31 protein-coding genes and 1 tRNA gene are annotated in these 26,929 nt (G+C 37.5%); 20 read left to right on the forward strand and 12 right to left on the reverse strand.

Annotation, left to right across the window (positions count from 1 at the left end):
- Nucleotides 1-3: 3 nt before the first annotated feature.
- Both J2X07_RS05005 and J2X07_RS05010 read left to right on the forward strand, forming a co-directional pair.
- Nucleotides 4-810, forward strand: a complete 807-nt coding sequence (locus J2X07_RS05005) for a dTDP-4-dehydrorhamnose reductase family protein (RefSeq protein WP_310257402.1) — start codon at nucleotides 4-6, stop codon at nucleotides 808-810.
- Nucleotides 807-1,676: an NAD-dependent epimerase/dehydratase family protein gene (locus tag J2X07_RS05010; protein WP_310257193.1), complete on the forward strand. Its 870-nt coding sequence runs from the start codon at nucleotides 807-809 to the stop codon at nucleotides 1,674-1,676. Before J2X07_RS05005 ends, J2X07_RS05010 begins: the two co-directional genes overlap by 4 nt.
- A 69-nt stretch (nucleotides 1,677-1,745) precedes the next feature.
- Here J2X07_RS05010 and J2X07_RS05015 read toward each other — a convergent pair whose 3' ends face one another.
- Nucleotides 1,746-3,074, reverse strand: a complete 1,329-nt coding sequence (locus J2X07_RS05015; RefSeq protein WP_310257195.1) for a glycosyltransferase family 2 protein — start codon at nucleotides 3,072-3,074, stop codon at nucleotides 1,746-1,748.
- A 195-nt stretch (nucleotides 3,075-3,269) separates the two neighbouring features.
- On the opposite strand from J2X07_RS05015, the gene sat reads away from it, so the two are divergent.
- Entirely contained in the window at nucleotides 3,270-4,400 is a 1,131-nt protein-coding gene (gene sat / locus J2X07_RS05020) for a sulfate adenylyltransferase (RefSeq protein ID WP_310257197.1), read from the forward strand.
- A gap of 22 nt (nucleotides 4,401-4,422) precedes the next feature.
- Nucleotides 4,423-5,028, forward strand: a complete 606-nt coding sequence (gene cysC / locus J2X07_RS05025; protein WP_310257198.1) for an adenylyl-sulfate kinase — start codon at nucleotides 4,423-4,425, stop codon at nucleotides 5,026-5,028.
- A gap of 168 nt (nucleotides 5,029-5,196) precedes the next feature.
- On the opposite strand, the gene J2X07_RS05030 is transcribed toward cysC, so the two are convergent.
- Nucleotides 5,197-6,237 (reverse strand): hypothetical protein, encoded by a 1,041-nt coding sequence (locus tag J2X07_RS05030; RefSeq protein WP_310257200.1) that lies wholly within the window; start codon nucleotides 6,235-6,237, stop codon nucleotides 5,197-5,199.
- Between the two features lie 125 nt (nucleotides 6,238-6,362).
- Between J2X07_RS05030 and J2X07_RS05035 the strand changes: the two genes are divergently transcribed.
- The gene (locus J2X07_RS05035) at nucleotides 6,363-7,508 is read left to right on the forward strand and encodes a hypothetical protein (protein WP_310257202.1); all 1,146 of its coding nucleotides are present in this window, start codon (nucleotides 6,363-6,365) and stop codon (nucleotides 7,506-7,508) included.
- Nucleotides 7,509-7,640: 132 nt separating this feature from the next.
- The gene (locus tag J2X07_RS05040) at nucleotides 7,641-8,534 is read left to right on the forward strand and encodes a hypothetical protein (RefSeq protein ID WP_310257203.1); all 894 of its coding nucleotides are present in this window, start codon (nucleotides 7,641-7,643) and stop codon (nucleotides 8,532-8,534) included.
- A 107-nt stretch (nucleotides 8,535-8,641) separates the two neighbouring features.
- Here J2X07_RS05040 and J2X07_RS05045 read toward each other — a convergent pair whose 3' ends face one another.
- Entirely contained in the window at nucleotides 8,642-8,824 is a 183-nt protein-coding gene (locus tag J2X07_RS05045; RefSeq protein ID WP_310257205.1) for a hypothetical protein, read from the reverse strand.
- 249 nt (nucleotides 8,825-9,073) lie between these two features.
- On the opposite strand from J2X07_RS05045, the gene J2X07_RS05050 reads away from it, so the two are divergent.
- Together J2X07_RS05050 and J2X07_RS05055 are read left to right on the forward strand one after the other, a co-directional pair.
- The gene (locus J2X07_RS05050) at nucleotides 9,074-9,304 is read left to right on the forward strand and encodes a hypothetical protein (protein ID WP_310257207.1); all 231 of its coding nucleotides are present in this window, start codon (nucleotides 9,074-9,076) and stop codon (nucleotides 9,302-9,304) included.
- A 72-nt stretch (nucleotides 9,305-9,376) separates the two neighbouring features.
- Nucleotides 9,377-10,294, forward strand: coding sequence for an MBL fold metallo-hydrolase (locus J2X07_RS05055; RefSeq protein WP_310257209.1), 918 nt, complete (start codon nucleotides 9,377-9,379; stop codon nucleotides 10,292-10,294).
- Here J2X07_RS05055 and J2X07_RS05060 read toward each other — a convergent pair.
- From J2X07_RS05060 to J2X07_RS05075, 4 genes are all read right to left on the reverse strand, one after another.
- Nucleotides 10,266-10,961 (reverse strand): DUF421 domain-containing protein, encoded by a 696-nt coding sequence (locus J2X07_RS05060; protein ID WP_310257211.1) that lies wholly within the window; start codon nucleotides 10,959-10,961, stop codon nucleotides 10,266-10,268. The two genes, J2X07_RS05055 and J2X07_RS05060, sit on opposite strands and share 29 nt — an antisense overlap.
- A gap of 238 nt (nucleotides 10,962-11,199) precedes the next feature.
- Nucleotides 11,200-11,634 (reverse strand): GNAT family N-acetyltransferase, encoded by a 435-nt coding sequence (locus J2X07_RS05065; protein ID WP_310257213.1) that lies wholly within the window; start codon nucleotides 11,632-11,634, stop codon nucleotides 11,200-11,202.
- Nucleotides 11,635-11,639: 5 nt separating this feature from the next.
- Nucleotides 11,640-12,155 carry a YjcG family protein gene (locus J2X07_RS05070; RefSeq protein WP_310257215.1) on the reverse strand — a complete coding sequence of 172 codons (516 nt, stop codon included), beginning with the start codon at nucleotides 12,153-12,155 and terminating at the stop codon, nucleotides 11,640-11,642.
- 59 nt (nucleotides 12,156-12,214) lie between these two features.
- On the reverse strand, nucleotides 12,215-12,946 hold the full coding sequence (locus tag J2X07_RS05075; protein ID WP_310257216.1) for an alpha/beta hydrolase: 732 nt from the start codon (nucleotides 12,944-12,946) through the stop codon (nucleotides 12,215-12,217).
- Nucleotides 12,947-13,443: 497 nt separating this feature from the next.
- On the opposite strand from J2X07_RS05075, the gene J2X07_RS05080 reads away from it, so the two are divergent.
- The 5 genes from J2X07_RS05080 (at nucleotide 13,444) to J2X07_RS05100 (ending at nucleotide 16,905) form a co-directional block, all read left to right on the forward strand.
- A complete protein-coding gene (locus tag J2X07_RS05080) occupies nucleotides 13,444-14,001 on the forward strand; it encodes a phosphatidylglycerophosphatase A family protein (protein WP_310257218.1) in 558 nt (185 codons plus the stop codon).
- A gap of 415 nt (nucleotides 14,002-14,416) precedes the next feature.
- Nucleotides 14,417-14,492 (forward strand) — tRNA-Val (locus J2X07_RS05085).
- Nucleotides 14,493-14,623: 131 nt separating this feature from the next.
- Nucleotides 14,624-15,070: a CotD family spore coat protein gene (locus tag J2X07_RS05090; RefSeq protein ID WP_310257220.1), complete on the forward strand. Its 447-nt coding sequence runs from the start codon at nucleotides 14,624-14,626 to the stop codon at nucleotides 15,068-15,070.
- Between the two features lie 124 nt (nucleotides 15,071-15,194).
- Nucleotides 15,195-15,941, forward strand: coding sequence for an SDR family NAD(P)-dependent oxidoreductase (locus J2X07_RS05095; RefSeq protein ID WP_310257223.1), 747 nt, complete (start codon nucleotides 15,195-15,197; stop codon nucleotides 15,939-15,941).
- Nucleotides 15,942-16,032: 91 nt separating this feature from the next.
- Nucleotides 16,033-16,905 carry a cation diffusion facilitator family transporter gene (locus J2X07_RS05100; protein ID WP_310257225.1) on the forward strand — a complete coding sequence of 291 codons (873 nt, stop codon included), beginning with the start codon at nucleotides 16,033-16,035 and terminating at the stop codon, nucleotides 16,903-16,905.
- A 10-nt stretch (nucleotides 16,906-16,915) separates the two neighbouring features.
- Here the strand turns inward: J2X07_RS05100 and J2X07_RS05105 are convergent, their stop codons facing one another.
- Entirely contained in the window at nucleotides 16,916-17,278 is a 363-nt protein-coding gene (locus tag J2X07_RS05105) for a VOC family protein (protein WP_310257227.1), read from the reverse strand.
- 5 nt (nucleotides 17,279-17,283) lie between these two features.
- Nucleotides 17,284-18,015, reverse strand: a complete 732-nt coding sequence (locus J2X07_RS05110) for a sulfite exporter TauE/SafE family protein (protein ID WP_310257228.1) — start codon at nucleotides 18,013-18,015, stop codon at nucleotides 17,284-17,286.
- A 121-nt stretch (nucleotides 18,016-18,136) separates the two neighbouring features.
- Here J2X07_RS05110 and J2X07_RS05115 point away from each other — a divergent pair, with 121 nt between their 5' ends.
- From J2X07_RS05115 to J2X07_RS05135, 5 genes are all read left to right on the forward strand, one after another.
- Complete coding sequence (locus J2X07_RS05115) at nucleotides 18,137-19,006, forward strand: LysR family transcriptional regulator (RefSeq protein ID WP_310257229.1); 870 nt, start codon at nucleotides 18,137-18,139, stop codon at nucleotides 19,004-19,006.
- A gap of 67 nt (nucleotides 19,007-19,073) precedes the next feature.
- Nucleotides 19,074-19,790: a 2,3,4,5-tetrahydropyridine-2,6-dicarboxylate N-acetyltransferase gene (gene dapD / locus J2X07_RS05120; RefSeq protein WP_310257231.1), complete on the forward strand. Its 717-nt coding sequence runs from the start codon at nucleotides 19,074-19,076 to the stop codon at nucleotides 19,788-19,790.
- Between the two features lie 24 nt (nucleotides 19,791-19,814).
- On the forward strand, nucleotides 19,815-20,939 hold the full coding sequence (locus tag J2X07_RS05125) for an N-acetyldiaminopimelate deacetylase (protein WP_310257233.1): 1,125 nt from the start codon (nucleotides 19,815-19,817) through the stop codon (nucleotides 20,937-20,939).
- Nucleotides 20,940-21,258: 319 nt separating this feature from the next.
- The gene (locus J2X07_RS05130; protein ID WP_310257235.1) at nucleotides 21,259-21,507 is read left to right on the forward strand and encodes a YkuS family protein; all 249 of its coding nucleotides are present in this window, start codon (nucleotides 21,259-21,261) and stop codon (nucleotides 21,505-21,507) included.
- Nucleotides 21,508-21,621: 114 nt separating this feature from the next.
- Nucleotides 21,622-22,932: a hemolysin family protein gene (locus J2X07_RS05135; RefSeq protein ID WP_310257236.1), complete on the forward strand. Its 1,311-nt coding sequence runs from the start codon at nucleotides 21,622-21,624 to the stop codon at nucleotides 22,930-22,932.
- Nucleotides 22,933-22,938: 6 nt separating this feature from the next.
- On the opposite strand, the gene J2X07_RS05140 is transcribed toward J2X07_RS05135, so the two are convergent.
- Nucleotides 22,939-23,142, reverse strand: coding sequence for a ChaB family protein (locus J2X07_RS05140; protein ID WP_310257238.1), 204 nt, complete (start codon nucleotides 23,140-23,142; stop codon nucleotides 22,939-22,941).
- A gap of 250 nt (nucleotides 23,143-23,392) precedes the next feature.
- Here J2X07_RS05140 and J2X07_RS05145 point away from each other — a divergent pair, with 250 nt between their 5' ends.
- Both J2X07_RS05145 and J2X07_RS05150 read left to right on the forward strand, forming a co-directional pair.
- Nucleotides 23,393-23,941, forward strand: a complete 549-nt coding sequence (locus J2X07_RS05145) for a peroxiredoxin (protein ID WP_310257240.1) — start codon at nucleotides 23,393-23,395, stop codon at nucleotides 23,939-23,941.
- Nucleotides 23,942-24,089: 148 nt separating this feature from the next.
- A complete protein-coding gene (locus tag J2X07_RS05150; RefSeq protein ID WP_310257241.1) occupies nucleotides 24,090-24,755 on the forward strand; it encodes a potassium channel family protein in 666 nt (221 codons plus the stop codon).
- 42 nt (nucleotides 24,756-24,797) lie between these two features.
- Here the strand turns inward: J2X07_RS05150 and rnjA are convergent, their stop codons facing one another.
- On the reverse strand, nucleotides 24,798-26,468 hold the full coding sequence (gene rnjA, locus J2X07_RS05155; RefSeq protein ID WP_310257243.1) for a ribonuclease J1: 1,671 nt from the start codon (nucleotides 26,466-26,468) through the stop codon (nucleotides 24,798-24,800).
- A gap of 3 nt (nucleotides 26,469-26,471) precedes the next feature.
- A complete protein-coding gene (locus J2X07_RS05160) occupies nucleotides 26,472-26,681 on the reverse strand; it encodes a DNA-dependent RNA polymerase subunit epsilon (RefSeq protein WP_310257246.1) in 210 nt (69 codons plus the stop codon).
- Nucleotides 26,682-26,929 lie beyond the last annotated feature (248 nt).

Genomic DNA, 26,929 nt, shown 5'->3' on the forward strand with positions numbered 1-26,929 from the left:
GTAATGATATTAGGGGCGAATGGGATGGCAGGTCATATGATTGCTTCCTATTTTAGAAAAAACACTACTTATAAGCTGTATGTAACATCCAGAGACGAAGTTGCAGGTCAAATTATGCTGGATGCTACTGATCTTAATCAGATTAAAGAAGTCATCGAGCGCTATAAACCCGATATTATCATTAATTGTATCGGACTGTTAAACGAACATGCTGCCTTCAATCAAAGGGAAGCCATATTAGTAAATAGTCTGCTTCCGCATGAATTAACGAAGCATCTGAATGCATATGGCGGGAAATTAATTCATATTAGTACAGACTGTGTATTCAGCGGCAATAAAGGAAATTACAACGAAGAGTCAGTTCCAGACGGGATTACGATGTACGCCAAAACAAAGGAACTCGGTGAAGTGAAATCAGGACAGCATTTAACGATTAGAACTTCGATAATAGGTCCTGAATTAAAAGATGGAATTGGACTGTTTCATTGGTTTATGAAACAAAAAGGTACCATAAAAGGTTTTACCCATGTGAAGTGGAACGGCGTAACAACATTAGAGTTAGCGAAATTCATTCATCATGCTATCGAGCATCCTGTTACAGGTTTATTTCATTTAACTGCACCAGAAATCGTATCAAAATATGAATTGCTCTCCTTAATCAAACAAGTTTTTCAAGTAGATCATATCGATCTTATTCCCCATACTGATCTCAGGATCGACCGCACACTTTTTAACTCCAGACTCGATTATCCGTACAAAGTTTCTGCTTACGAAAAACAGCTTCAAGAATTAAAAGAATGGTTGGCATGAATAAACGAATTTTAATAACTGGGGCTGCAGGTTTTACAGGAACACATGCATGCAGCTACTTTTATGAAAATGGATATCAAGTAATAGGTACATCACGCAATGAGCTAGCTTCTCAAAAATGGGAAATGGCAGGATGTGACTTACTGGATAAGTCACAGATTCTTCATGTCATAAAAAAATATAAGCCAGATTATTGTTTACACCTTGCTGGTAATAATTCTGTTGTGCACTCATGGACAAATCCGATGTCAGCTATCGAAAGTAATGTCATGGGAACACTTCATCTTCTTGAAGCAATCAGACAAATAAAAGAGGAGTGCAGAACGGTTATTGCAGGATCAGCACTGTCAGGCGGCAATCATCCGTATGCAGTAAGTAAACTTTTTCAAGAAAATCTTGCTTTAGAATGGTCACGGTTGTTTCAGCTGCCGATTATCGTGGCTAAACCAAGTAACTTAATAGGGCCAGGCCAATCAGCAGGGATTGTTTCGATTTTAGCTAGACAAATAGCAGAATTGGAAAAAATCAATGTTTCAAAGCCTATTACTATTAGTCATTTAGAAAATGTTCGTGAATTTTTAGATGTCAGAGATGCGGTATCAGCTTATGATATCTTGCTGAACAAAGGCAGCGTAAACACCACTTACGAAATGGGTTCAAGCCGGTTAATTTCATTATCAGATATTACGAATACCTATCAAACTTTAACATCAATCAAGCTCACCTTCGCAAATTCCAGTTCCTTACCAGATTGCCCTCCACCATTAATGAATTCTAAAAAATTGAAGGATTTAAATTGGCAGCCGAAAATTCCATTGAAAAGTTCGATAACCGATATCCTTACTTATTTTAGAAATCAGGTCTAAAAAGCTAAATCAGTCGGTTTAATAAGTAACAAAAATAAAAGGCGTCCCTTTGATTGGGGACGCCATTTTCTATTTTACCCGTTTATGGTAAAGAGCCATATTCAGCCAAAAAGTGTTCGCTTCTTTTTTGTTTTGTTTAAAAAGATCAAACTCGATTGATTGGCTTGTACTTGCCGTTAGATTTCTATTAAGAACAGATGCTCTATAGAGGACTGCATAGGGCTTATTAAAATCGTTAAAGGGTAATTTTCCATAGTTTTGCCCAGAAACAATGGCACCTGGGATCAATCTTCTGCGTCGATCATGCCAAACCTTATGATTAGATAGAAGCATATCGATTTCAGCAGGTGATTGATTCAATTGATGAACCATCATTTCAAGAGCTTGAGGGTCGAGCCAATCTTCTCCGCTCATAAAAAGAACAAATTCACCAATACAATAATCAAGGGCGATTTCTAATGATTTTACCTTGCCTCGATGACTTAGCAATAAAGGAATCATTCGGGAATCGTGGGTTAAATGAATGGCATCAGCTGTGTGATCTTTAGACCCATCATCCAATATAACAAGCTGAAAATCTTTAAACGATTGCTGTAATACACTGTTTAAAGCTTGCTTAATGGTTTTCACTTGGTTGTGAGTGAATAGAACTACACTCACTTTTGGTTTTTTGCCAATCTGTTTTTGAACATCTATACTGCTTGCCATGCTTTCTAATGTCAGCTGTTCTGGCGGAATATTCGTTGTTAAGGCATACCGCCCGTTAAAACGATATTCCATAATATATTCACGCAGTAAAAAGAAATCACCATGCTGTAATAGGCGAATCCAAAAATCGTGGTCCTGTACATTCGGAAAATTTTCACGATATCCACCTGCTTTATTGAATGCATCCCTTTTAAATAGAAAGGAAGCCCCGATAAAACAGTTTTGAAAGATATCTTCTTTCTTTCTCGTCATAAATTGTTCCACGTATTCATACCAGGCTTTCGTATACGTAATAGGAATGCCATGCTGATCAATACGTCTGTAAAAAGAATAAACTAATACTGTCTCAGGTGAAGCATTGTCCATTGCTGTAACCAACCGTTCTAAAAAAATGGGATCATGTCTATTATCACTCGATATCCAGGTGAAATAAGGACAATCTTGCAGGAGTTGAAATCCTTCATTTAAGGTTGGGGAGATGCCTTTATTTACTTTTCGGTCAATGATTTGATAGGGAATAGTTAATCTTTTACTAGCCTCTTTTATGGCTTTAACCGTTTCTTCATTTGGTCCATCAAGCACGATAATGAGCTTAAAGTCTCGGAAAGTTTGTTTTTCAATTGATTCTATACATTCAAAAATATAATCCCTCTCTTGATGATAAACAGGGAGTACTACGCCTAATTTCACTCATGTTCCTCCTAAATTCAGTTGCTCTATGAAACTTCATAATACGTTACAAGTATTTTATTCTTGCAATTGAAAATGGACATGGTTATTTCGGTAATAAATATTAAATCTTAATCTTTCTTCACAGAACGTTTTTATCATACATACCTTGAATATGGTTAGTTTTTAAAATGAATCATTTTTGAGGTGAAACATATGCCAATTCCTCCTCATGGCGGAAAGTTAGTAAACCGTATGAAGTTAAATGATGATTTTCAAAATATGAAAGTACAAATTGAGTTAGATGCAATTTCACTGTCAGATTTAGAATGTTTAGCAATTGGGGCATTTAGCCCATTAGAATCTTTTATGAATCAGACTGATTATTTATCAGTTATTCAACATATGCGATTAAATAACGGTATTCCTTGGTCTTTACCCATTACGCTGCCCGTGTCATATAAAAAGGCTAAGGGGCTTTTTCATGTGAAAGAAGCAGCCTTGCTTTATGAAAGTAGCTTATTTGGCAAAATTGAAATTGAAGAAATATATCAAGCTGATCATGACCTAGAATCAAAGCTTGTATATGGAACAATAGATGAGACACACCCCGGAGTAAAAAAATTAAGGGAACGTGGAAATTGGTATGTAGGCGGACGAATAACAATGGTAAATCAGCCAAGAAGAATAATTGCTTCTCACTATTATTTAGAACCAGAGAAGACGAGAGAATTATTTACTTCAAAAGACTGGAAGAAAATCGTTGCCTTTCAAACGAGAAACCCCGTTCACAGGGCACACGAATATATTCAAAAGACAGCACTTGAAAACATGGACGGCCTTTTTTTGCAGCCGCTTGTAGGTGAAACGAAACAGGATGACATTCCAGCTGCAGTCAGAATAAAATCCTATGAAACCCTGCTTGAAAATTATTATCCAAAGGATCGAGTAATTTTAGGCGTTTTTCCTGGTTCAATGAGGTATGCCGGTCCGCGAGAGGCGCTGTTCCATACACTTATAAGAAAAAATTACGGATGTACACATATGATTATCGGAAGAGATCATGCAGGGGTAGGGAATTTTTACGGTCCTTATGATGCGCATAAAATTTTTGGAGAATTTCAAGAACAAGAAATAGGGATTACACCACTATTCTTTGAAAATAGTTTTTATTGTAATAAGTGCCAATCCATGGCTACGGTAAAAACCTGCCCCCATGAAGAGAGCGATAAGCTCATCTTATCAGGGACAAAAGTGAGAGAAATGCTGCGTAATCAAGAACCCATTCCCTATCACTATAGCAGACCAGAGGTTGTTTCCATATTAAGGAACTATTACGCAGATTAATAAGCAACGTGGAGGAAAAGTAATGGATGATTCGCAGAAAAATATTAAATGGCAAAAAACAAATATAACAAAAGAAATGAGACAGAAACTGCATGGTCATAAGAGCTTTGTCCTGTGGTTTACTGGTTTATCGGGTTCAGGAAAATCAACAATCGCGTCAGAATTGGAACATTTTTTATATAAAAGAGGTCTATCAACCTATATGCTGGATGGAGATAATATCCGCCATGGACTAAACGAAGATCTTTCATTTAGTGATGCTGATCGAAAGGAAAACATAAGAAGAATAGGGGAAGTGGCTAAGTTATTTGTGGATAGCGGAATTATTGTAATCGTAGCGGCTATTTCACCCATGGAACAAATAAGGCAAGAGGTGCGAAAAAAATTTAGTTCAAATGAATATATTGAGATTTATGTAAATTGCAGTATTACTGAATGTGAAAAGCGTGATCCAAAAGGTCTTTATAAAAAGGTAAGGAACGGCCTGATTCAAAACTTCACGGGTATTGCTACGCCGTATGAAATCCCAGATTCGTCTGAGATCGTCATCGATACAGAAAAGAACAATATAGATGAGTGTACAAATCATATTATTCAATATTTAATGCAGCAGCACTTCATAAATTAAAGTGCTGCTGCATTTTTGATTAGTTCGTCTTATTTGGTTTCCATGTTACCTTTCCGCATGAACCGCATCCCTTTTTTACTGCGGGTTTAAAGAGAGTATTATTAGAAGCAGAAACTTTTGATCTATTTGCTTTTATTTCTGCATATAGCTTTTGCACATCGTCCTTAGTCACTTGCCATCTCTCCTCTGATTATTAAATATCGTAGATTCATTGTCAGTATATTCTTTATCAGAGGACGGAGTGTTTTGATTTTTCTGAAATGGACGCATAACGTGTTTTTCTTGAGTATTTTGTGAATTAGTATGGAATGGCCGTATGGGCTGATGTTTAGCTGCTTTTGATTTAAATGGATTAATGGGCTGCGCATTTGGTGGTATAAATTGACTTTCATCTCGCAGTTTAGGAACACTATTTGTTATTAATGTACCTTTTGCAGAAAACGGCCGTATTTGTGGCACATTTGATTTTGGACCTGAAAGTATTTTAGATTTGGATAGTTTCTCTTTTTCATAAAAGACGTCATTATTCACTTTTTCAGCTTTTTCAACATATGGTTTTTTGTTTGGCTGAGTTTTCTTTTCAGCTTTCGGCTTGATAGCGGAACTATTATTTATATCAGGAACTTGAACAGCAGCAAAACTATTATTAATAGGATTTAAAACTTTTTCAGCACATGAAAGAAAGGTTGATTCGGATATGGAGGAGAGTGATTCAAATGAGAAACGCATAAACGATTGGATCACTAAATAACTTATCCATTCCGCAATTTGTTTTTCATAAGATGGCTGTACAGCTAAAAAGAGAGGGCCATCTTTTCTTTTTAATGTGATCCCTTTATGAATGCCGGATTGTACCGGCAGTTGAAACGATGTGGCAGGGTTTATATAATAAAGCTTTTTGTTAGGTGTATTCAGTGCTAAAGGCATAGGATGATTTGAATGAAAATCTACATAGAATCTTTGATCACATTTAACATGATCATCTGTTGTTATTGAAATGCCAGTATGACGTAAAAGTTGATTTAGCTCTTTTACTTTTTGTGGGGTTAGACCTTGAATCCCTAACATAAAAGTAGAGAGAGCACCGGAAATCGATTCGCCGTCTTCTTCAATCTGTAATCCCCAATAAGGCATTAAAAGGCAGATAGCTTCATATTCCAATGGTGTTAAGTCACACACTTTTTGATTGTTATACCAAACTGATTTCATTGATGTTCTTCCTCCTTAAGCGCTTTTCTCTATAAAAATAGGCTTTCGTTCTTGTGTCATAACCCACTCTATTCCCATAGTATGTATGGAATCTTGAGATCATGATGAGGAAAGGAAGGGAAACAATGGGAAACAATCATAACCACTTGCAGGATGAGTGTATCCGCGTACAGAAAGTTTACGACTGGGTGACCGATACACTAAATGTAAGAAAAACAGTATCTTTTACTGAAGAACAAGTCGAAGCAATCGAAAAAGCTCTGGAAGATCCTTCTCTGCGCCCGTTAAGGATCGTAGCAAAAGTACCTAAAACAACAGCAACACCACCAACAACAGCAGCCGTCGAACCGCAAGAAGATACTACTGAACATTATCTAACTGAACAAGTAGGAGATAAGAGAGACGTAACAGTAGTGCTAAATGGAGGGCGTGCAGAAGCCCAGCTTGTCGAACTTTTGTTTACAGCAGATACTCTTGTTCAAATTGTAGACAGAAACGGCGATGTCGTTACTGAATTGTTGGTAAATGCTTCTGTATTTGAATCCTTTGTACTTTGTTATCCAGACGGAACAGAACTTTATGCCCGTATTTCTAAAATCTTTTCCCGAGTTCCGTCAGGTACAGTCATGTTAAACAGTCCGGCACCAACAGGTTTTGTAGTGGATATTACTTTCTGTGTAGATATCCAGGTTGAAGCAGAAGTAAGACTCGAGGTCCTTGCTAAATTCTGTTCACCTCGTGGAAATGACTTAGTCGCACCCGAAAGTGAAGGTGAATTGTGTCCAGCGGTATCGTACCCACAAAGATGCCCGGACATATATCCCAGGCCAGGGTGTAGATGCAGGGCCACAGGAGAATCAAGCGGATTAACAAGCAAGTTAGAAGGAGCAACAGAAACCGGCAGTGCCGTAGTTTTAGTTGATATTTGTCCAAATGATCAACTGGTAAACAGTAGTTTCCGGTTAAGCTTTACTGACTCTGATACATCAGATGGTGATAGAGCGTTTACTTTCACTGCTACCGAATTTACTCAAAACACTTTATGCTGTGATGATTATGATGGAGGCTTAAAGCTAACGGTTTCTGGAAGAGGTATTGTAGATAAAACTGGAGAACAATTTAATTTTAATCTAGCTCTAGTACAAACAGCAGATGGCAATCTTTTTGAAGCGGAGCTTATCAATTCTTCAGGTACAAGAGAATTCTCAACAGGAACAGTTGCTGCCAACGCAGGTCTAATCGCTGTAGAAAATTGCCTGCTGCACCAGTAAAAAAAGATATGAAAAAGGACCGCTGGTTATAAAATCCAGCTGGTTCTTTTTTGTTTACTAAAAAAGAGTGAACGAATGGATAGGGCATACATACAATAAAAAAAGAGCCTATTTTAGCAAGGGGGAAGTTGGATGGGTACGAAAGATAAATTAAGCTACGAACGGCTCATATCACGGGTTGAATACTATAAGGAAAAAGCACTCGACCTCGAGAAAAAGCTAGTATTTGCAGAAGAGACCATTGAACGATTAGAAAGTGAAGTGAACTCGAGTGATTCACTTCAAATCATTGAAGAGAAGGAAAGAGAACTGGTTGCTTTAAGAGCAGAAATGAAAAACCTTACAAATAAAGTGCAAAAATTAGAGGAACATGAACTTGAAAAAAGAATAAAGAGTTATGAGGAGTTACTTAGCAGTATTCAAGAAGAATTAAATGATAAAGACCAGCAGATCGACTTATATCAGCAGCGAATGAAAAGTATGGAGAAACGGATAAATATTAACCGTACATCTGAACCTGTATTTGAGGTAGCCAATCTAGGAAATGCAGATTCAGCACCAAGGAAAAAAGAAGAATACAACTGCATGAGCTATTTTGACTACTCGGTTATCTTTACCAAAGAAAGAACCGGTTTTGTCAGAGGGACATTTTATATTGAAAACACAGGTGCAAAACCATTAGATAATCCGTATATATGTTTTCGGTTCCAGCCAGCTGAGACATTAGCTTTAAAAGGAAAGATCATTTCTTTAATTGCTTCACCGACACAAGAAGAAATGTCGCAATCCCTCTGGATATATATGGACGATAACGAATGGGCGGAAAAAGCAAAAGAAAGAGGGGAAATCTGGATTTGCCCGCTGCGCGAAACAAAATTAAAGAGCGGAGAGCGAATATCGTTAGATGATTTTCAAATTCCGATAAAAAGCAAAATTGATGAAAATATTACAGTAGAGGCATTCGTTTATTGTCACAAACAAAATTTTCGAGCAAAGGCAGTAAACCATATTGCAATCAATTTTTAGTAAGACAGCCTATAACCAACTCGTTAGACATGCATAAGATGTACTATTCGAGGAGGTTGAAACATGGAAGACTTTTTTTTCATTAAAATGAAGAAGAAGAACAGCAATCAGAACAAGAATACGAAGAACAAGAACGTGAAAATGAAGCAAAGGGAATCCTCAAGCTCTAGCATCTCGAGCTGTTTCGGTTTTTGTATGTGTGAATCCTCAAGCTCCAGCAGTTCTTGCGGCTTTTGCAAGTCTGAATCTTCAAGTTCAAGCAGTTCGAGCATCAGCAGCAGTTCTAGCAAGCAAAAGCCTTCATCAAGTCAGGATAAACCAAAATCCTCTATGAAGGATCCTGCCGCTAGCAAGGATACACTTTCTTCAAGCTCAAGTTCAAGCTCAAGCTCAAGTTCTAGTCACAGCAACTTTTACGATCCTTGGGAGTAAAAGATTTTCATGTTTTCCAGCAGAGTGCTCCAAATAGAGGAGTACTCTTTCTTTTTTATGGGAATATAAAATGATAAATAAACCTTAAGTAAAAGGAGAGAGACAAGATGGGTTACATATTACCTTATATACCTATTCAAAGCATGCAATATGCAAATCGAATGGAAAAAGGGGAACAAGGAATCCCGGTTGTTTCTAGCGTTCCGATTATACAAAACGATATTCAAAATAGTTTTTCTGCGCATCATAAAACCAGCCAAGAACATAAAAAAATAAGTTTTCAGCAAGTTTTGAGCCGTATTGAAGGAAAGGGGTTAATCATTAACGAAACCATTTAATAGGGTTTCTTTTTTTTGAAAAGTTAACCTGATTATAATACATGGATTATATGATATACGGGAGTGTTCATAATGGAATTTATCACAATAAAAGAGAATTGCTACTATTTCAGCAGTGCTGTTAATATGGGTTATATTACGAGTGAAGACCAAAGAAGCGGGATGCTGATAGATGCAGGTCTAGAAGCTGCATCAGCGAAGAAAGTACTGAGAGTTCTTGAAGAAAATAAGTTGCCGTTAACACATTTATTTATTACACATGCCCATGCCGATCATTTTGGTGGGGCACAGTATATTCAAAAGAAATATGATGTTCATACAATTGCTCCCTCATTAGAAGAAGCAATCATGAAATATCCTATATTAGAACCAATCTATCTATTACATGGAAGCATTCCATTAAATGAGATGAGAAACAAGTTCTTGGAAGCTCCGGCAATAAGGATTGATGAAATATGCCAAAAAGGAAAATGGAATGATTCTAACCTTAATGTTGAATTCATTCCTCTTCCAGGGCATAGCTATAATCAGTTCGGAATGATCTATAATGACATCTGTTATGCAGCAGATGCTTTTCTAGGAGATGAAGCACTTTTAAAACATAAAATTCCTTTTATTGTGGATTCAGAGACGAATAGGATGACATTAGAATATTTGTTTGATTTGAAAGTTGAAGGAATGATACCTGGCCATGGCTCATATTCTGAGAGTTATAAAGACATAATACTCGCTAACTTAGAGATTCATTCAATGGTTGAGAGCCAAATACTGAATATCATATTAACAAAGAGGGATCGAGGATTATCCCTAGAAGATTTAGTCGCAGAAATGCTTAATAAACAAGAAATCAAACCTAATAATTTAGGATCCTATTCTTTATTCCGAACTACAATTACGGCCTATCTCATTCATCTTATTCATGAGAAAAGAGCGGTCTATACAATTAAAGAAGGCCGCCCAGTTATTTATTCGGGTCAATCATCGGCATAATAAGCAATTTTCCCTCAGACATTTCAGCATAAACAATTTCAGAATATGATTTATAGCCCTTCTCATGCAGCATTTCCCACAGCTGTTTTTCTGAGATTTCTGCGGTTGATAAATTATCATGATTGAGCTCTCCGTCTAGAATAAGGGTAATAGGAAGCTCAGGCTGCTGTTGACTAAATAACCTCATGTCCTGTCGAGTAGGAGCACCGTATTGATATTTAGGTAAAATGCTAAGTGCACCATTTGTTTCCAATATAGCGTATTCTACTTCCCTAAGCCCAAAGTAGCCTTTTTGTCTTACCAAATTTTGAAGCTGATTGATATCCAGCTTATTCTTTTTTAATTGCTCTCTATCTATCATACCTTTACGAATAACAATAGAGGGTGCGCCCTCTAAAAGTTTTCTTGTTTTTTTGAATTTTTGTGTGATGATCTCCACGACGTAGACGAGAGTTCCCCAGATTAAGATTGCATAAAGAATTATAAAAATAGAGATTTTATCATCATACATCGCATTTCCTACCAGTTCACCTAAAAAGATAGATGAAATAAAATCAAAAGGTGTGATTTGCGAAATTTGAGTTTTCCCTAAAATTTTAGTCAATAAAAAAAGTGAAATAAATCCTACAATTAATTCAATTGTTAAATGACCAACGTGAAATTCCATTCCAGCCATGTCTCCTCAAAATGAATGTATTTTTATTCTTAAGGTTTGCTTTCAGCCACGTTATTCTTACACGAACAGAAAGTACTTATTCGCTAGATGTTTTCGATGCTGAAACAAATGAAAGCCTATAGTATAGGTGCAACTAAGGCTAACTTAAGGGCTAGATGTCAGCCGATTTTCCTTATCAGTTTTGACGAGAACAATCATTTGTAAACTAAAAAAAGTATTGATTTCGCCATTAAGACGATTTCAATACTTTTTTCATCGCTACATGTGGAATGTTGGCATCTAAGAAAGGTTCTGTTGAAGTAGTTTCATACCCAAGTTTTTTGTAAAAGTCTTCAGCTTGAATTTGTGCATATAATATAAGGCTGGAAAAGGATTGATCAATAGCTGTTTGTTCCATAGCACGCATCAATTTTTCGCCAAGCCCTTTTTTTCGATGAGAAGACAGAATACAAACTCGTTCAACTTTGCCATCTTTATTTACTTGTCGAAGCCGGCTGGCACCAACAGGCTTTTCTTCATCATATAATACGAAATGGAGAGAAGAATCTTCATAATCATCGATTTCTTCACTTTCATCTATTTGCTGCTCATGCACGAACACGTCTCTTCTAACATGTAATGCATCTTTGTAGCCTTTGTCTTCAGTTGAGTACTTCTTAATCAATCTTGTTAAACACCCTTTCCAAACCGAAATGTTTCATAAACAGTCCAAGAACCATTTTCTAATTGATAAAGTAATTGAAATCGGTCAATCGTTTCTTCATGTTCAATGTCTATCATACGCAGTCTTTCCAGCACATCGGAATGTTCTTCATCTGAAAGTTTTTGCCCCATTGTTAAATGAGGTACAAAATTGTAAGGCTGCTGGTGATCGAGAGGACCTGTATATAGTTGATCATGCAACGATTTTAATTGTTCTGAATCATTCACTTTTAAGTAAATAACATTATTTACGGGATGGAATGATCCCACTTTATTAATGAAAATTGAAAAAGGTTCTGTCTCGTTTGCTATAGAAGAAATAAATGCAATTTGTTCTTGAAGTTCTTCTTCAGTAGCTTCGAATGGTTCTTTTAATGTGATATGAGGTGCGATAAGGGCATAATGGGGATCGTACCTTTTCCGATAAGAATTAACTTTATCTTGTAAATTTTTTGATGGAAAAATAGCAATGCCATATTTCATGATTCTTCCTCCCTCATCTTTTGAAATAGTATACCAAATATTCTTTCTATTTCCCACTTTTAGTGATCGTTGTAAAGAAACATTAAAGCTGGCACCAAGTCATTTTGCCAGTTTTTCCAAAGGTGATTTCCCTGAAATTCATGGTATTCATAATCAAGTGCAAGGTTACTTAAAAGCTGATTTATTCGGCGATTCGGGTCCAGGAAATCACGCGTGATTCCTTCGGGGTTTGTAAAGCTATGTTCTTCGTCGCCGATTGAATGATAAATTGTGAGCGTCTGCATTTGTTCAATGTCTTCAACGGTTTGAATCATTTCTTCAGGGACATATGGAGACTGAAGAATACATTTTCCAAAAGTGTGCGGATAGAGAAGGCTTAGTTTTAATGCTACATATCCGCCAAGAGAATCACCAATTAAGCCTAAACCTGCACCGAGTTGAAGCGTGTTAAATTTGCCATTTAAATAAGCTGTTAGCTCAATGGCCATAAATCGAATATAATCTTCGTGTTTTTCACCGGTTGGGTCGTATTTTGATTTTCGATCTTCTATCCCTTTATGGTTGACACCAATGATAATGCAATCCTGAATTTCTCGTTCTTCCATAAGCCGATCGGCTGTTTTTGCAAGTTTTCCTAATTGAAAATAATCTCTGCCATCCTGAGCGATTAGAATGGGATATTTTAATAGCGGTGTAAATCTGGAAGGGAGGTAGATTAAAAGATCTATTGTTTCATCTAGGTATTTACTATAAATTTTATCGTCTGTTATGGATCCTTTTAGAATGGCCATGAGAAGACCTCCTTGTTTCAAGTTGATAATAACAATGGCAGTTTACTCAATCATTGATGTTTTTGAAAGAAGTTAATCTCCGTTTCTTGATGCTCGCTTTCCGCGGGGCGTGCGGTGAGCCACCTTGGCGTTACGACCTTTAAGTGTCTCACCTGTCTAGCTGCAGCGGTTAGCCCCTCGAGGTCAAAAGTTTAATGGTCATGAAGGCAAAAAAGCGCCTTCTTAGCCCATTCCCCTTTTGCTTGTCGGGGCTGATCAAACCGCATTCACTTTTCGGACTGTCCCGCTGATCCCGCAGGAGTCTCGCAACTTGCACTCCAATCAACTTGTCAATGATGATAATGAACAATACGAGCTAAATGCAATAAATTTTAGAAAAGAGCTATAATTAAAAAAGCGTTTTCATACAACTCGTATTATTGTAACACACAATGATATAATGAAAATATCAATAAGATTAAGCTTTATATTGAAAGAAATAGAAGAGGTGAAGTCTGTTGAAAAAAAGAGTGCACAGTCGAGAAGTTGAAGCAGCCGCCAGAAAACTGCTTATGGAAAGAGGCGTCACCATTCCTGAAATTGCTGAAATCGTCTATGAAATGCAAATTCCGTTTTCACCAGGTCTTACTTTAGAAGATTGCATTGAGAGTGTTGATGCAGTTTTAACTAAACGAGAGATTCAGCATGCCATTTTAGTGGGTGTTGAATTGGATATATTAGCAGAGAAAAAAATGCTGTCAGAACCTTTACAAAGTATTGTCGAAATGGACGAAGGACTTTTTGGCGTAGATGAGACGATCGCACTCGGAGCGGTATTTGGCTACGGAAGCATCGCGGTAACGACATTTGGTCACTTAGACAAATTTAAGATGGGTATCATTCAAAAACTGGATACGAAAATAGCAAACGGGAAAGTTCATACTTTTTTAGATGACCTCGTTGCCAGTATCGCTGCAAACGCGTCGAGCAGACTCGCGCATAGACTGCGAGACAAACAAGAACGGCTCGACAGTGAAGAAATCCAGATGCGGGATGAAGAAGAGAAAATAGGATAAATAATAATTGCTGAAGACCCGAAAGTTGATAGAAGTATCGCTTTTGGGTCATTTATTGAAATTTCCTCCAATCATTTTGGATTAGAGTCGTTTTTTAGCAGGTGAATCCCCTAATCAACAAACGAAGAGTGCAATGCAGCGCAAAAATTCTTTGGTTCAACCATTTCAGAGTACAATCCAACCCAATTAAGGTGTAATCCTACTAAACTAAGGCTCAATCCTACCAACGAAAAGCTTAATCCAACAAATGAAGGGCAAAGTCCCACAAACGAAGGTCCAAATCCAACAAACGAAGGGCTTAGTCCAACAAACGAAGGTCGCAGTCCAACAAACAAGAGGGGAGCTTCACTTGAGTAATTTTTTATTGACAGAAATCGGTCTGTATCGTATATTTTAAATTGTCCGAAAAAATTAAGATCCGATAGCTCAGCTGGGAGAGCGCTACCTTGACAGGGTAGAGGTCGGGGGTTCGAACCCCTCTCGGGTCACCATAAACGTACATACATCCTTCTTGGTTTTCCAAGAAGGATTTTTTGTGTGAAATTTGGACGAACTTTTTAAGTTGTCTCACATAAAATATAGAGAAATAAGTATTTAAGTTTTTTTGAAAGGAGAACTATTTTTGTTTAAACGCCCTTTATTCCCTAAGAAAGGGATGGGATCACCTGTTCAAGCAGCACAAATGGCTCAGATGGCACAAATGCAGCAGATGCAGCAAATGCAAGCTGTACAGGCAGCGCAAATGGCACAAATGCAGCAGCCTTCTTGGGGTTTCCCTCAAACACTACCATCACAGTATTATCCTCCACAAGTTCTGCCAGCTCAAGTCAGCCCTACTAATCAACAATTACAATTTAACCAGCAAGATGTTTACGTACCGATGATTCATCCAACTCAAAACACACAGGTAAATCAAATGAACTACAAATATGTTCATTACTTCCCTCAGAACACGAACGTCGTTAATCAAGCAACACAGCAAAATTTATTAGGAACTACGCAGCCCGTACAACCATTTCTTTGCCCGCCGCCTTGTCCGTGTCCATGCTCTCCGTTCCGAAAAAAATAATTGATTCTCTATGAAAAGCTGTCAACACATGAAGTTGGCAGCTTCATTTTTAATATTGTTGTTGAAAATGAAAGAAACTGGGGAATGAATAATAGAGTGAAAAATGGATGGGAGGCATCTTAAAATGAAAAATAGCAGAAGGAATGTACTGATTACAGGTGCGGCACAAGGAATTGGAAAACAAATAGCAATTGATTTTGCAAAAGCGGGCTGGATTGTTTCTTTGGTGGATGTTGATCAAAATCAGTTAGAAAAAACATTAGCTGAAGTTCGTATTGTTCAGCCGGAGAGCATTGCTATACAATGTGATGTTAAAAATCCTGATTCAATTATAAAAGCAGTAACGGAAACACAAGATAAATTAAAAGGTATTCAATGTGTAATCAATAATGCAGGCATTTCAAAATGGAAGTCTCCATATGAATTATCAGTAGAGGAATGGGATGAAATCATACATACAAATTTAAGAAGTGTTTTTCTTTTTTCAAGAGAAGCGGCAAAATACATGTCTTGTTCAGACGGCGGTACGATTATAAACATGACATCGACAAGGGCATTTATGTCAGAGCCGGATTCTGAAGCTTATGCTGCGACAAAAGGAGGTATCGTTGCACTTACCCATGCGCTCGCTGCTTCATTAGCCAAAGATAAGATAACAGTGAACTCGATCAGTCCAGGGTGGATTCATACAGGTGATTATTCAAAATTAAGAGATATTGATCATGAACAGCATCTTTCAAAAAGAGTCGGGAAGCCTTCTGATATATCAAGAGCGTGCCTGTTTCTAGCTGATCCAGAGAATGATTTTATAACCGGTGAAAACATGGTCATTGATGGCGGTATGACGCGTAAAATGATTTATGAACACTAATGTTTCCTAAGGGGAAAAAGATTGCTCTAGACCCACTCGGTAATCATTCATTATGATTATTTAGGTATTATGGAACGAAGGAGAAAAGAGAATGCATTTAGATCAGCAAAAAAGAGTGGAACGCGGGGTTTATATCAGTTTAGGAGCATATATTTTCCTTTCAATTGTAAAGTTAGTGTCTGGTTTTTTCTTTCATTCAGATGCGTTAATAGCTGACGGATTAAACAATGCAACAGATATTATTGCGTCAATGGCAGTCTTGGTCGGGTTGAAAATATCCCGGAAACCTGCAGACGAAGATCACCCGTATGGACATTTACGGGCGGAAACGATCGCTTCTATGGTTGCTTCCTTTATTATGGTGGTAATCGGTCTGCAAGTATTAATATCATCTATTAAAAAAGTGTTTAAAGGCATTGAAACAGAGCCGTCATTAATTGCTGCAATGATTGCATTATTTGGTGCAGCTGTAATGCTTGGGGTTTATTTTTATAATATTAAAGTCGCAAGAGAAACAGACAGTCAAGGATTAAAAGCGGCAGCGCTTGATAACCGGTCTGATGCCTTTGTCAGTATTGGGGCTGCTGTTGGAATCTTAGGTGCCCAGATTGGTTTGCCTTGGCTCGATCCTGCAGCTGCTGTTTTTGTAGGTCTAATTATTATTAAAACAGGGTGGGAGATCTTTTCTGAAACCTCACACAATCTTTCCGATGGATTTGATTATGAGGAAGGAAAGGAAATGGAAGATAAGATTTTAAATGTTGATGGCGTAGAAATGGTAGGAGACTTAAAGGCAAGAAGACATGGTAACCGTGCGATTATTGATGTAACAATAAAAGTAGACCCGACCTTGAATGTTATTGAAAGTCATGAAATTACCGAGAAAATTGAAGATACGATTAAAGAAGCATACAATGTGGAAAGCATACAAGTTCACGTGGAGCCGGAAGACGAAAAAAAATAAACCCATTTAATCAAATGGGCTCAATGAATTCTAATCGGTTATCAAAAGGATCACGTATGGAAAAACGGTTAAAACCAGGTATGGCGGCTTCTTTTTGAATGTTTATACCTTGTTCGATTAAATGATTCCGCCAAAGGTCAATCTCTTGAACTAAAAAGGCTGGGTGTTGTTTTCCTTTAGGTCCCGACAGATTTTCAACACCAATGTGTAATTCCTGCGAGCCTAGCTGGAACCACATGCCACCATTCTTTTTTAGTGAATCGGGTTTTTCTATTTCTTGCAGCTGAAGAATTTCACAGTAAAACTTTTGAGCTTCTTTCTCCTGATTAGCAGGAATACATAATTGAACATGGTGAACGCCGACTATTTTCATTTGAATTACCCCCATTTAAAAATCAATTGAAGAATTAAAAACACGGTTACAGTCCGCATTAGGATTGTAACTTGTTTGGTGTTGAGTTTTGGTGCAAGCCTGACCGCCATTTGCGCACCGCAAATACTGCCAATGGTAAGAGGGATTGCAACGTTCCACATATAATGGCCAGCAAAGAAATAAGTAAATACTGCGCCAGTACAGCTTAAAAAGGTATTAAACCGTGTAAATGAGACGGTCTGTAAATAGGAGAATCCATTTCTTAAAAATAACTGCATCTGCATCGTTCCTTGACCCGGCCCAAACATTCCATCATAAGCACCGATTCCGTACAAATAAGGATAAAGTCGAGCAGGCAATCTTATTACTTCGTTTTCAGCATTAGCATCCTTTTTTGTTTTTACAAATGTTAAAAAGAGAGCTCCGCATAATAAAACTAATGCAATGATTGTTAAGTGATCTCTGGATATAGAAGAAGCAATTAAACCACCGCTTATTCCTCCAGTTAAGCTCAAGATTCCTGAAAACAAGTAAGGTGTAAGTTTTGTATTGCTCTTTCTTATAAGTACAAAAAAGCTGGAAAAGGAACTGAACATATTAGCAAACTTATTTGCGGCAATGGCGGAGTGGACAGGTACACCTAACAGCAGCATAATCGGAAAATTAATCATTCCGCCGCTTCCGGCTAAGGTACCGACAAAAGTTGCAGCAAATCCAACGATTAATAAAATGTACATCAAATCACCACCTATGTTTTCTGTTTACATTATTATCCTATGTTAAGGTATACTTAAATAAAATTACAAAAAACGGACATTTCTTAATAAGAAAAACTTATTGTTTGAAAAGAGGTTTACTATGCAGCTGTCTGAATTTCGTATTTTACAAGTACTGGCTCAAGAATTAAATATGAGAAAAGCTTCTGAGAGACTTTATGTATCACAGCCAGCTCTAAGTCAGCGGCTACAAACAATCGAAAGCAATTGGGGAACAATCATATTTATTCGATCTCAAAAAGGGCTTACCATAACACCAGCAGGTGAAAAAATTATAGCGTTTGTCAATGAAGTGTTAAAAAAAGAAGAATCAGTGAAAGAAGAACTCCAATCTCTTTCCGAACATGTACACGGAACCCTGAAGCTTGCAGTTGCTTCAATTATTGGCCAGTATTGGCTGCCGCATGTTTTAAAAGAGTATGTGAAGCTTTATCCGTACGTTAATATTTCTTTAATAACGGGGTGGAGTTCGGAAATTATCAAGCATTTATACGAAGACAGAATTCACCTTGGAATTGTACGAGGAAATCCGGAATGGCGAGGCAACAAAGAGCACATTTTATCAGATCACCTATATTTAGTGGATACAACGATTTCCTCCATAGAAGAGCTTTCTGAAACGACAAAGCCTTTTATACAATTCAGAAGTCATTCAACGTATTATCAAGAAATTCAAGACTGGTGGCATACCCAATTCAATACTACACCGCAAAAGACAATTGTTGTGGACCAGATTGAAACGTGTAAACAGATGGCTCTAAACGGTATCGGATATGCCATTCTTCCGTCGATCAGTCTTAGACCTGAAGATGACATGTACAAAATACCATTAAGTGATAAAACCGGAAATGTACTAAAGAGGGATACGTGGCTGATTCATCATGGTACGGCTTCTGAACTGAAACAAGTAAATGTGTTTATGGAATTAATCCAAAAATTTATCAATGAATAACGTTTGAATGTTTCAATATTTAGTGGTTTAATACAATACAGAATGATTTTTAAGGAGGACATGCATTATGAAAATGATGGATGCAAATGAGATTATCTCATTTATTCAAAACAGTACAAAATCAACACCTGTTAAAGTCTATGTAAAAGGAAATCTTGAAAATATAGATTTCGGTAAAGAAACTAAAGTATTCCCTTCAGGTAATACAGCAGTATTATTTGGTGAATGGAAAGAAATCGAAGCTGCTCTAAAATCAAATGAAAGCAGCATCGAAGACTTTGTAGTAGAAAATGACCGACGTAATTCAGCGATTCCATTGCTTGATATGAAAAATATTAAAGCACGTATCGAACCAGGCGCGATTATTCGTGATCAAGTTGAAATTGGAGACAATGCTATCATCATGATGGGGGCTTCAATTAATATTGGTTCTGTAATCGGTGAAGGTACAATGATTGATATGAACGTTGTCCTTGGTGGACGTGCAACTGTAGGTAAAAACTGCCACATCGGTGCAGGATCTGTTTTAGCAGGCGTTATTGAACCGCCATCTGCTAAGCCGGTTGTAGTTGAAGATGATGTAGTAATCGGAGCGAATGCAGTAGTACTTGAAGGTGTTACAGTAGGTAAAGGCGCAGTTGTTGCAGCTGGCGCAATCGTTATTGAAGATGTAGCCCCTTACACTGTAGTTGGCGGTACACCTGCTCGTGTTCTGAAACAAATCGACGAAAAAACAAAATCAAAAACAGAAATCAAGCAAGAATTACGCCAATTAAACGATTAATTTAGTTTTTGAGGGGATGAGATTATGAAGCCACTAACGGATATCAGAAAAGATCTTCATCAAATACCTGAACTAGGCTTTCAAGAGTTTAAGACACAAAGGTATTTGCTGGATCTCATCTCTTCTTTTCCATCTGATCATCTTGAAGTAACAACTTGGGAAACGGGTATTTTCGTGAAAGTAAAGGGGAAAGACCCGAAGAAAACATTAGCTTACCGGACGGATATGGATGGACTTCCTATAAAGGAAGAGACCGGATATGAGTTTGCTTCTATTCATGAGGGTATGATGCATGCTTGCGGACATGATATTCATATGACAATTGCGATTGGGTTGTTGTCCCATTTTGCACAGCATCCACTGGATGATAATCTGCTATTTATATTTCAGCCAGCAGAAGAGGGACCAGGAGGAGCGCTTCCGATGAGAGAAAGTGAACTTTTTCAAAGCCTCCAGCCTGACCAAATAACCGCACTTCATATTGCGCCGGAATATCCGGTTGGGACAATCGCTTTAAAAGAAGGGCTGTTATTCGCAAATACGTCTGAACTGTTTATCGACCTAATAGGTAAAGGCGGCCATGCAGCCTATCCTCATTTAAGTAATGATATGGTGGTAGCCGGCAGTCATCTTGTGACACAATTACAGACCATCATCTCCCGTAATATTGACCCTCTCGATTCTGCAGTCGTGACAATCGGTAAGATTACGGGCGGGACAAAGCAGAATATTATTGCTGAACAGGCTAGACTTGAAGGGACAATTCGTACACTTTCTCAGGAAGCCATGGAAAAAGTAAAAAAACGGATTGAATCACTGGTCGAGGGGATTTCGAATGGATTTGATTGTGAAGCTGTCATCGATTATGGTTCCAACTATCGTCAAGTCGATAATGAACCAATATTGACGCGAGAGTTCATGGAGTTTGCATCGAACGAATCAAATCTGACTGTGGTTGAATGTAAAGAGGCTATGACTGGAGAAGATTATGGTTACTTTTTAGAAAAAGTGCCAGGCTTCATGTTTTGGCTTGGCGTAGATACGCCATATGGACTTCATCATTCACGATTAACTCCGCAAGAAGGTGCCATACAAAGCGCTGTAGACTTATTAACTAAATATTTTACCTTTAAAGGTACGAGAAATTAAAAAACGGCGAAAGTGCCGTTTTTTTTCTTTGGCTGTTTTCGTATTCATTATTGCTTTTTTGAAAGTAGTTGATTTCCGTTCCAGTTTGCTCGCTTTCCATGGGGCAGGCGGTGAGCTATTTTGAAAAACATAGAAGTCCTTGCTCCTGCTTCTGTACGCAAACGCTATCGATACGGGCTTCCTCGTCGCGATTTTTCATAGATCCATCACATGATATACATCCTCATATAATGACCAGATTACCTTTGTCTGAAGAGATACTTTGGATACATATTCCTTTCCTGTGTTGGAAACATTAAAGTGGTAAGGAGGTGGGATTATGGGTAAAAGAATTGGTGTTGAACAATCTTTAACGAATGTAAGTGATGCATTAAGAGCAAAGGGTTATGACGTAGTAGAACTTCAACAGGAACAAGATGCTAATGGTTGTGACTGCTGTGTAATTACAGGACAAGATCAAAACGTGATGGGTATTCAAAATGCGGCGATCCAAGGTTCTGTATTAAATGCTCATGGTATGTCAGCAGAGGAAGTGTGTCAGGCTGTTGAAAGCAGATTACAATCATAACATTTCCCGGGGACAGCCATGCTGCCCCTTTCTTTCTGTTTAATACGTTCCAGAATAGGGAATATGTTGACCAATCTCACAATTATACCTAGAACTACAGATGGGGAGGATCTTATGCCATACATAAACGTACTCATGATCATTTTACTCATCATTCTTACAGCGTTCTTCGTGGCTACCGAATTCGCAATAGTAAAAGTCCGAAAGACGAGAATCGATCATTTGGCCGCAGAAGGAAACAAGAATGCGATAGCTGCCAAACAAGTTATTGAAAACTTGGACGGTTATCTTTCAGCATGCCAGTTAGGGATCACAATTACAGCATTAGGTTTAGGGTGGCTCGGTGAACCAACCGTTCAAGCTTTTCTTGATCCACTTTTTAAAAAAGCTGGATTAAGTGAAGGATTAACACACACTTTGTCATTTACGATTGCTTTTTCTTTTATCACATTCATCCATGTTGTCCTTGGAGAACTTTCACCGAAAACATTCGCAATTCAAAAAGCAGAAGCTATTAGCTTAGCGATTGCTAGACCCATCATCACATTTTATAAAGTAATGTTTCCATTTATTTTTGTTCTGAATGGATCAGCAAACTTATTTACTAAAATGTTTGGTGTCGGTCCAGCTGGTGAACATGAAGCTGTACATACGGAAGAAGAACTGCGATTGATTCTATCTGAAAGTTTAGAAGGTGGGGAAATCAATCAGTCGGAATATCGCTATGTGAACCGAATATTTGAATTTGACGATCGTGTAGCAAAAGAAATCATGATTCCTCGAACAGAGATGGTATGTTTGTTTTTAGATAATTCAAGTGCAGAAAATTTAGCTATCATGCGGGAAGAAAAGTTTACGCGTTATCCTGTAGCTACAGAAGACAAAGATCATATCGTCGGACTCGTTAATATCAAAGAATTTTTCAATGAGCATTTTAACAACCAGGAATATGACCTGCATGATTATATCCGTCCGATTATTACCGTTCATGAACATACACCTATTCAAAAACTGCTTGTAAAAATGCAAAAAGACCGTACGCATATGGCTGTACTTGTTGATGAATATGGTGGAACAGCAGGTATTGTAACTGTTGAAGATATTCTTGAAGAAATCGTTGGAGAAATTCGTGATGAATTTGATATTGATGAAGTGCCCGAGATTCAGCAAATTACACCAACAAAAACGATTGTTGATGGAAAAGTTCTGATTTCAGAAATAAATGCCATGTTTGCGCTTGATATCGATAACTCTGAAATTGATACGATTGGCGGATGGGTCCTTACACGCCCTATCGATCTGGAAAATGAAAGTGAATTTGAATATGAGAGTTATCACTTCACGATATTAGAGCTCGATGGCCGACAAGTTAAAAGGATTCAAATTGAAAATATAAAACAAGGGAAAACAGAAAAAGACTCCTGATTCTTTTCAGGAGTCTTTGTTTACCCATTTTCCACTGTCTGATTTCTCATACTTATTTTTCACAGCGCTCCATGCTACTTTGTGTGCAGTTTCTTCTTCCTTGTACTCATCTAAAGCAGAATTAAATGCTTCTTTATAAATTTCCTGTGCATGATGAGGGAGGTTGTCTTTCACTCCTTCAGGAAGATCTTTTAACGAATCATATGGCATATGAATACACCTCCTTGTACAATGGATTCCCAAGTAAGTATCTATTTAAACAGCGGAAATGAGAATGAGTATCGTAAAAAACAAGCTTATTATTTCACATTTTGTGTTTAAATTGCTATGATTAAGGAGAAATTAAGACGTGGGGAGCTTTGACTTATTTAAATTAATTATTATTTAACATTGACTAAAAATAAGGATTATACTATAATTACCCATGTAAAAAACATGTTTTTTGGAGGGATTTACACCTATGGCAGAACGTATGGTAGCAAAACAAGCACCACGATTTGAAATGGATGCAGTTTTACCGAACAAAGAATTTGGTAAAGTTAGTTTAGAAGAGAACATGAAAAATGATAAGTGGACTGTACTTTTCTTCTATCCAATGGACTTCACATTTGTATGTCCAACTGAAATCACTTCTTTAAGCGATCGTTTTGATGAGTTTGAGGATCTTGATGCAGAAGTGATTGGTGTGTCAACTGATACTATTCACACTCACAAAGCTTGGATTAACACTCCACGTGACATGAATGGTCTAGGCGAGTTGAACTATTCATTAGCAGCAGACACAAATCACTCAGTTTCACGCGATTATGGTGTACTTATTGAGGAAGAAGGAGTTGCTCTTCGCGGATTGTTCATTATTTCTCCAGAAGGTGAATTAATGTATTCTGTTGTTAACCATAACAACATTGGCCGTGACGTTGAAGAAACATTACGTGTTCTTCAAGCACTTCAAACTGGCGGACTTTGTCCTGCAAACTGGAAGCCAGGTCAAAAAACTTTAGAAGTTTAATTCATGAATGTTTAAGTAACCCAAGAGATTTGCTCTTGGGTTATTTTTGCACATTTTAAATAAAATACATAAGTTAATATGGACGAATATAACGTTTATACATTTTTATGGTAAAATAAGGCTACATAACAAGATTGGAGTGGCTCGATTGAAGAAGCAATATGCTGTTATAGGTCTTGGACGTTTTGGCGGCAGCATGGTCAAAGCATTGTCTGATCAAGGTATGGAAGTATTGGCCATTGATATAGATGAAGAACGCGTTAATGAATTTTCGAATATTGCTACACATGCTGTAATTGCTGATACAACGGATGAGAGTGTTTTAAAGAGCTTAGGAATCCGTAATTTCCAGCATGTTGTCGTTGCGATCGGGGATAATTTACAAGCTAGCATTTTAACCACCTTAATCTTAAAAGAGATGGGTGTTGAAAAGATTACTGTCAAAGCTCAAAATGACTACCATGAAAAAGTACTTAAAAAGATTGGTGCTGACAAAATCATTCACCCTGAGCGTGATATGGGCATCCGCATTGCACATCAAATTGTATCCAGCAGTGTATTAGATTATCTTGAATTATCGGAAGAGCATAGTATGGTCGAGCTTAAAGCGTCGGAAAAGATGAATGGCAAGAATTTAATCGAACTTGATATTCGCGCAAGATTTGGATGCAACGTTGTAGCGGTTAGGAGAGGAAAAGAGATATATGTTTCTCCGCAAGCTAATCAGTCCATCCATCAAGGTGACATTTTAATCGTAATCGGCAGAGATAAAGATATAAACCGTTTGGAAAAACATATGACGAACGAATCATAAAAAACCGTTCCCCTTAAAGGGAAACGGTTTTTGTTTTATAGATTAGATTTCCATAATGATTGGCAAAATCATTGGGCGTCTTTTCGTTTTTTCATATAAGAAAGGAGCGAGTGTATCTGTAATTTCATTTTTAATTTCAGACCACTGTGTTGTACGCTTCTCATTCATAATTTTTTGAAGATGCTTGCTTAATAAATTTTGAGCATCTTGGATAAGGTCACCTGATTCACGCATGTATACGAATCCGCGGGAAATGATATCAGGTCCTGCTTCAATTTTAAACTCTTTCATATCCATACTTACTACAACGACAACCAGACCTTCTTCTGAAAGTATTTTTCGGTCACGAAGTACGATATTGCCGATATCGCCAATTCCGCTTCCGTCTACATAAACGGAACCAGAAGGAATCTTGCCAGCAATCATAGCTTCATTTTGAGAGAGAGCCAATACTTCTCCATTATCCATAATAAATGAATTTTGTAGTGGAACATCACATTCTTCAGCTAGTTTTGTATGCATTTTTAACATTCTGTATTCGCCATGAATCGGTAAGAAAAATTTTGGCTTCATTAGTCGAAGCATTAATTTTTGTTCTTGCTGCCCGCCGTGGCCAGAAGTATGAATATCACTTAAAGAGCCATGAATAACTTCCGCACCTGCACGATATAATTGATTGATTGTACGGCTGACGCTTAATGCATTTCCAGGGATAGGTGATGACGAAAATACAACAGTATCTCCAGGAATGATCTGAATTTGACGGTGTGTACCGTTAGCGATTCTAGATAACGCAGCCATAGGTTCTCCCTGACTTCCTGTACATAGGATTGTAACTTGATTGTCAGGCAGGCGATTGATTTGATTAGCATCAACAAACGTGTTTTTAGGAGCTTTGATAAACCCGAGCTCTTGACCAACCGTTATAGCAGAATCCATGCTTCGTCCAAAAACAGCAATTTTACGGTTGTTGGCAACAGATGCTTCTACAACTTGCTGTAACCGATGAATGTTTGAAGCGAATGTAGCAAATATTACTCGTCCATCCATTTTTCTAAAAATATCCTGAATGGTGTCTCCGACTTTTCTTTCAGATAGCGTGAAGCCAGGTACTTCACTATTTGTACTATCAGAAAGTAAACATAGAACACCTTCTTTTCCTATCTCAGCCATTTTGGTTAAGTTTGCTGGTTCACCAACTGGGGTGAAGTCGAATTTGAAATCCCCCGTATGAACGATATTACCAGGAGGTGTTTTTACAACGACACCGTAGGATTCAGGAATACTGTGTGTTGTTCTGAAAAAACTGACAGATGTTTTTCTGAACTTCACAACATCATCTTCTGAAATTTCATTAAGTGTAGTGCGGCGAAGTAAACCGTGTTCTTCCAGTTTATTCTTTATAAGAGCAAGAGCTAATTTCCCTCCATAGATAGGGATATTGATTTGTCTTAATAAATAAGGGATACCGCCAATATGATCTTCGTGACCATGGGTAATAAATAAACCTTTTATTTTTTCTTCGTTTTTAACGAGGTACGTATAATCAGGAATAACGTAATCAATACCTAATAGCTCGTCTTCCGGAAATTTTATTCCTGCATCAATCAGGATGATTTCATCCTGGAACTGTACGGCATAGGTATTTTTGCCGATTTCCCCTAGACCGCCGAGGGCGAACACGGCAGCTTGATGGTTTTTTACAAATTTCATATATTATACATTCTCCAATTCCAAGGAATTCGTTTCTTTTTCATAATCAAGAAATTTACCTTTAATTTCTTGTATGTACTCGATATTATATTTACGGTCAGCTAATTTTTGACGGACCTCATTTACAGTTTCGGCTTCTACATACACCGTTTGTGTGTGTTCGCGAACAGGTACCTCAGTTAAACTTTTTTGAAAAAATACTTTAAAAATCATTTTCATGTCTCCTTACCGATCATTAGTTTTTTGCTGTCTTCGTTCTATTATAAAGGAAAGCGACATGTTTTTCATGTATTTTTCATAACGCTGCACGAATAGTGGCAACGCTAACAAATATTTGCTGTTAAGCAAACTGTAAAAACCTTTATAATGGATTTATTGCTTGTCTTAGTTCATGATCAGTTTACCGTTATTGTTTTGCCGTTTTACCCAATTTTTAAATTTCTTTAACAAGCGCAGTTTCT

Source organism: Fictibacillus barbaricus, from assembly GCF_031457135.1.
Classification (GTDB): Bacteria; Bacillota; Bacilli; order Bacillales; family Fictibacillaceae; genus Fictibacillus; species Fictibacillus barbaricus_A.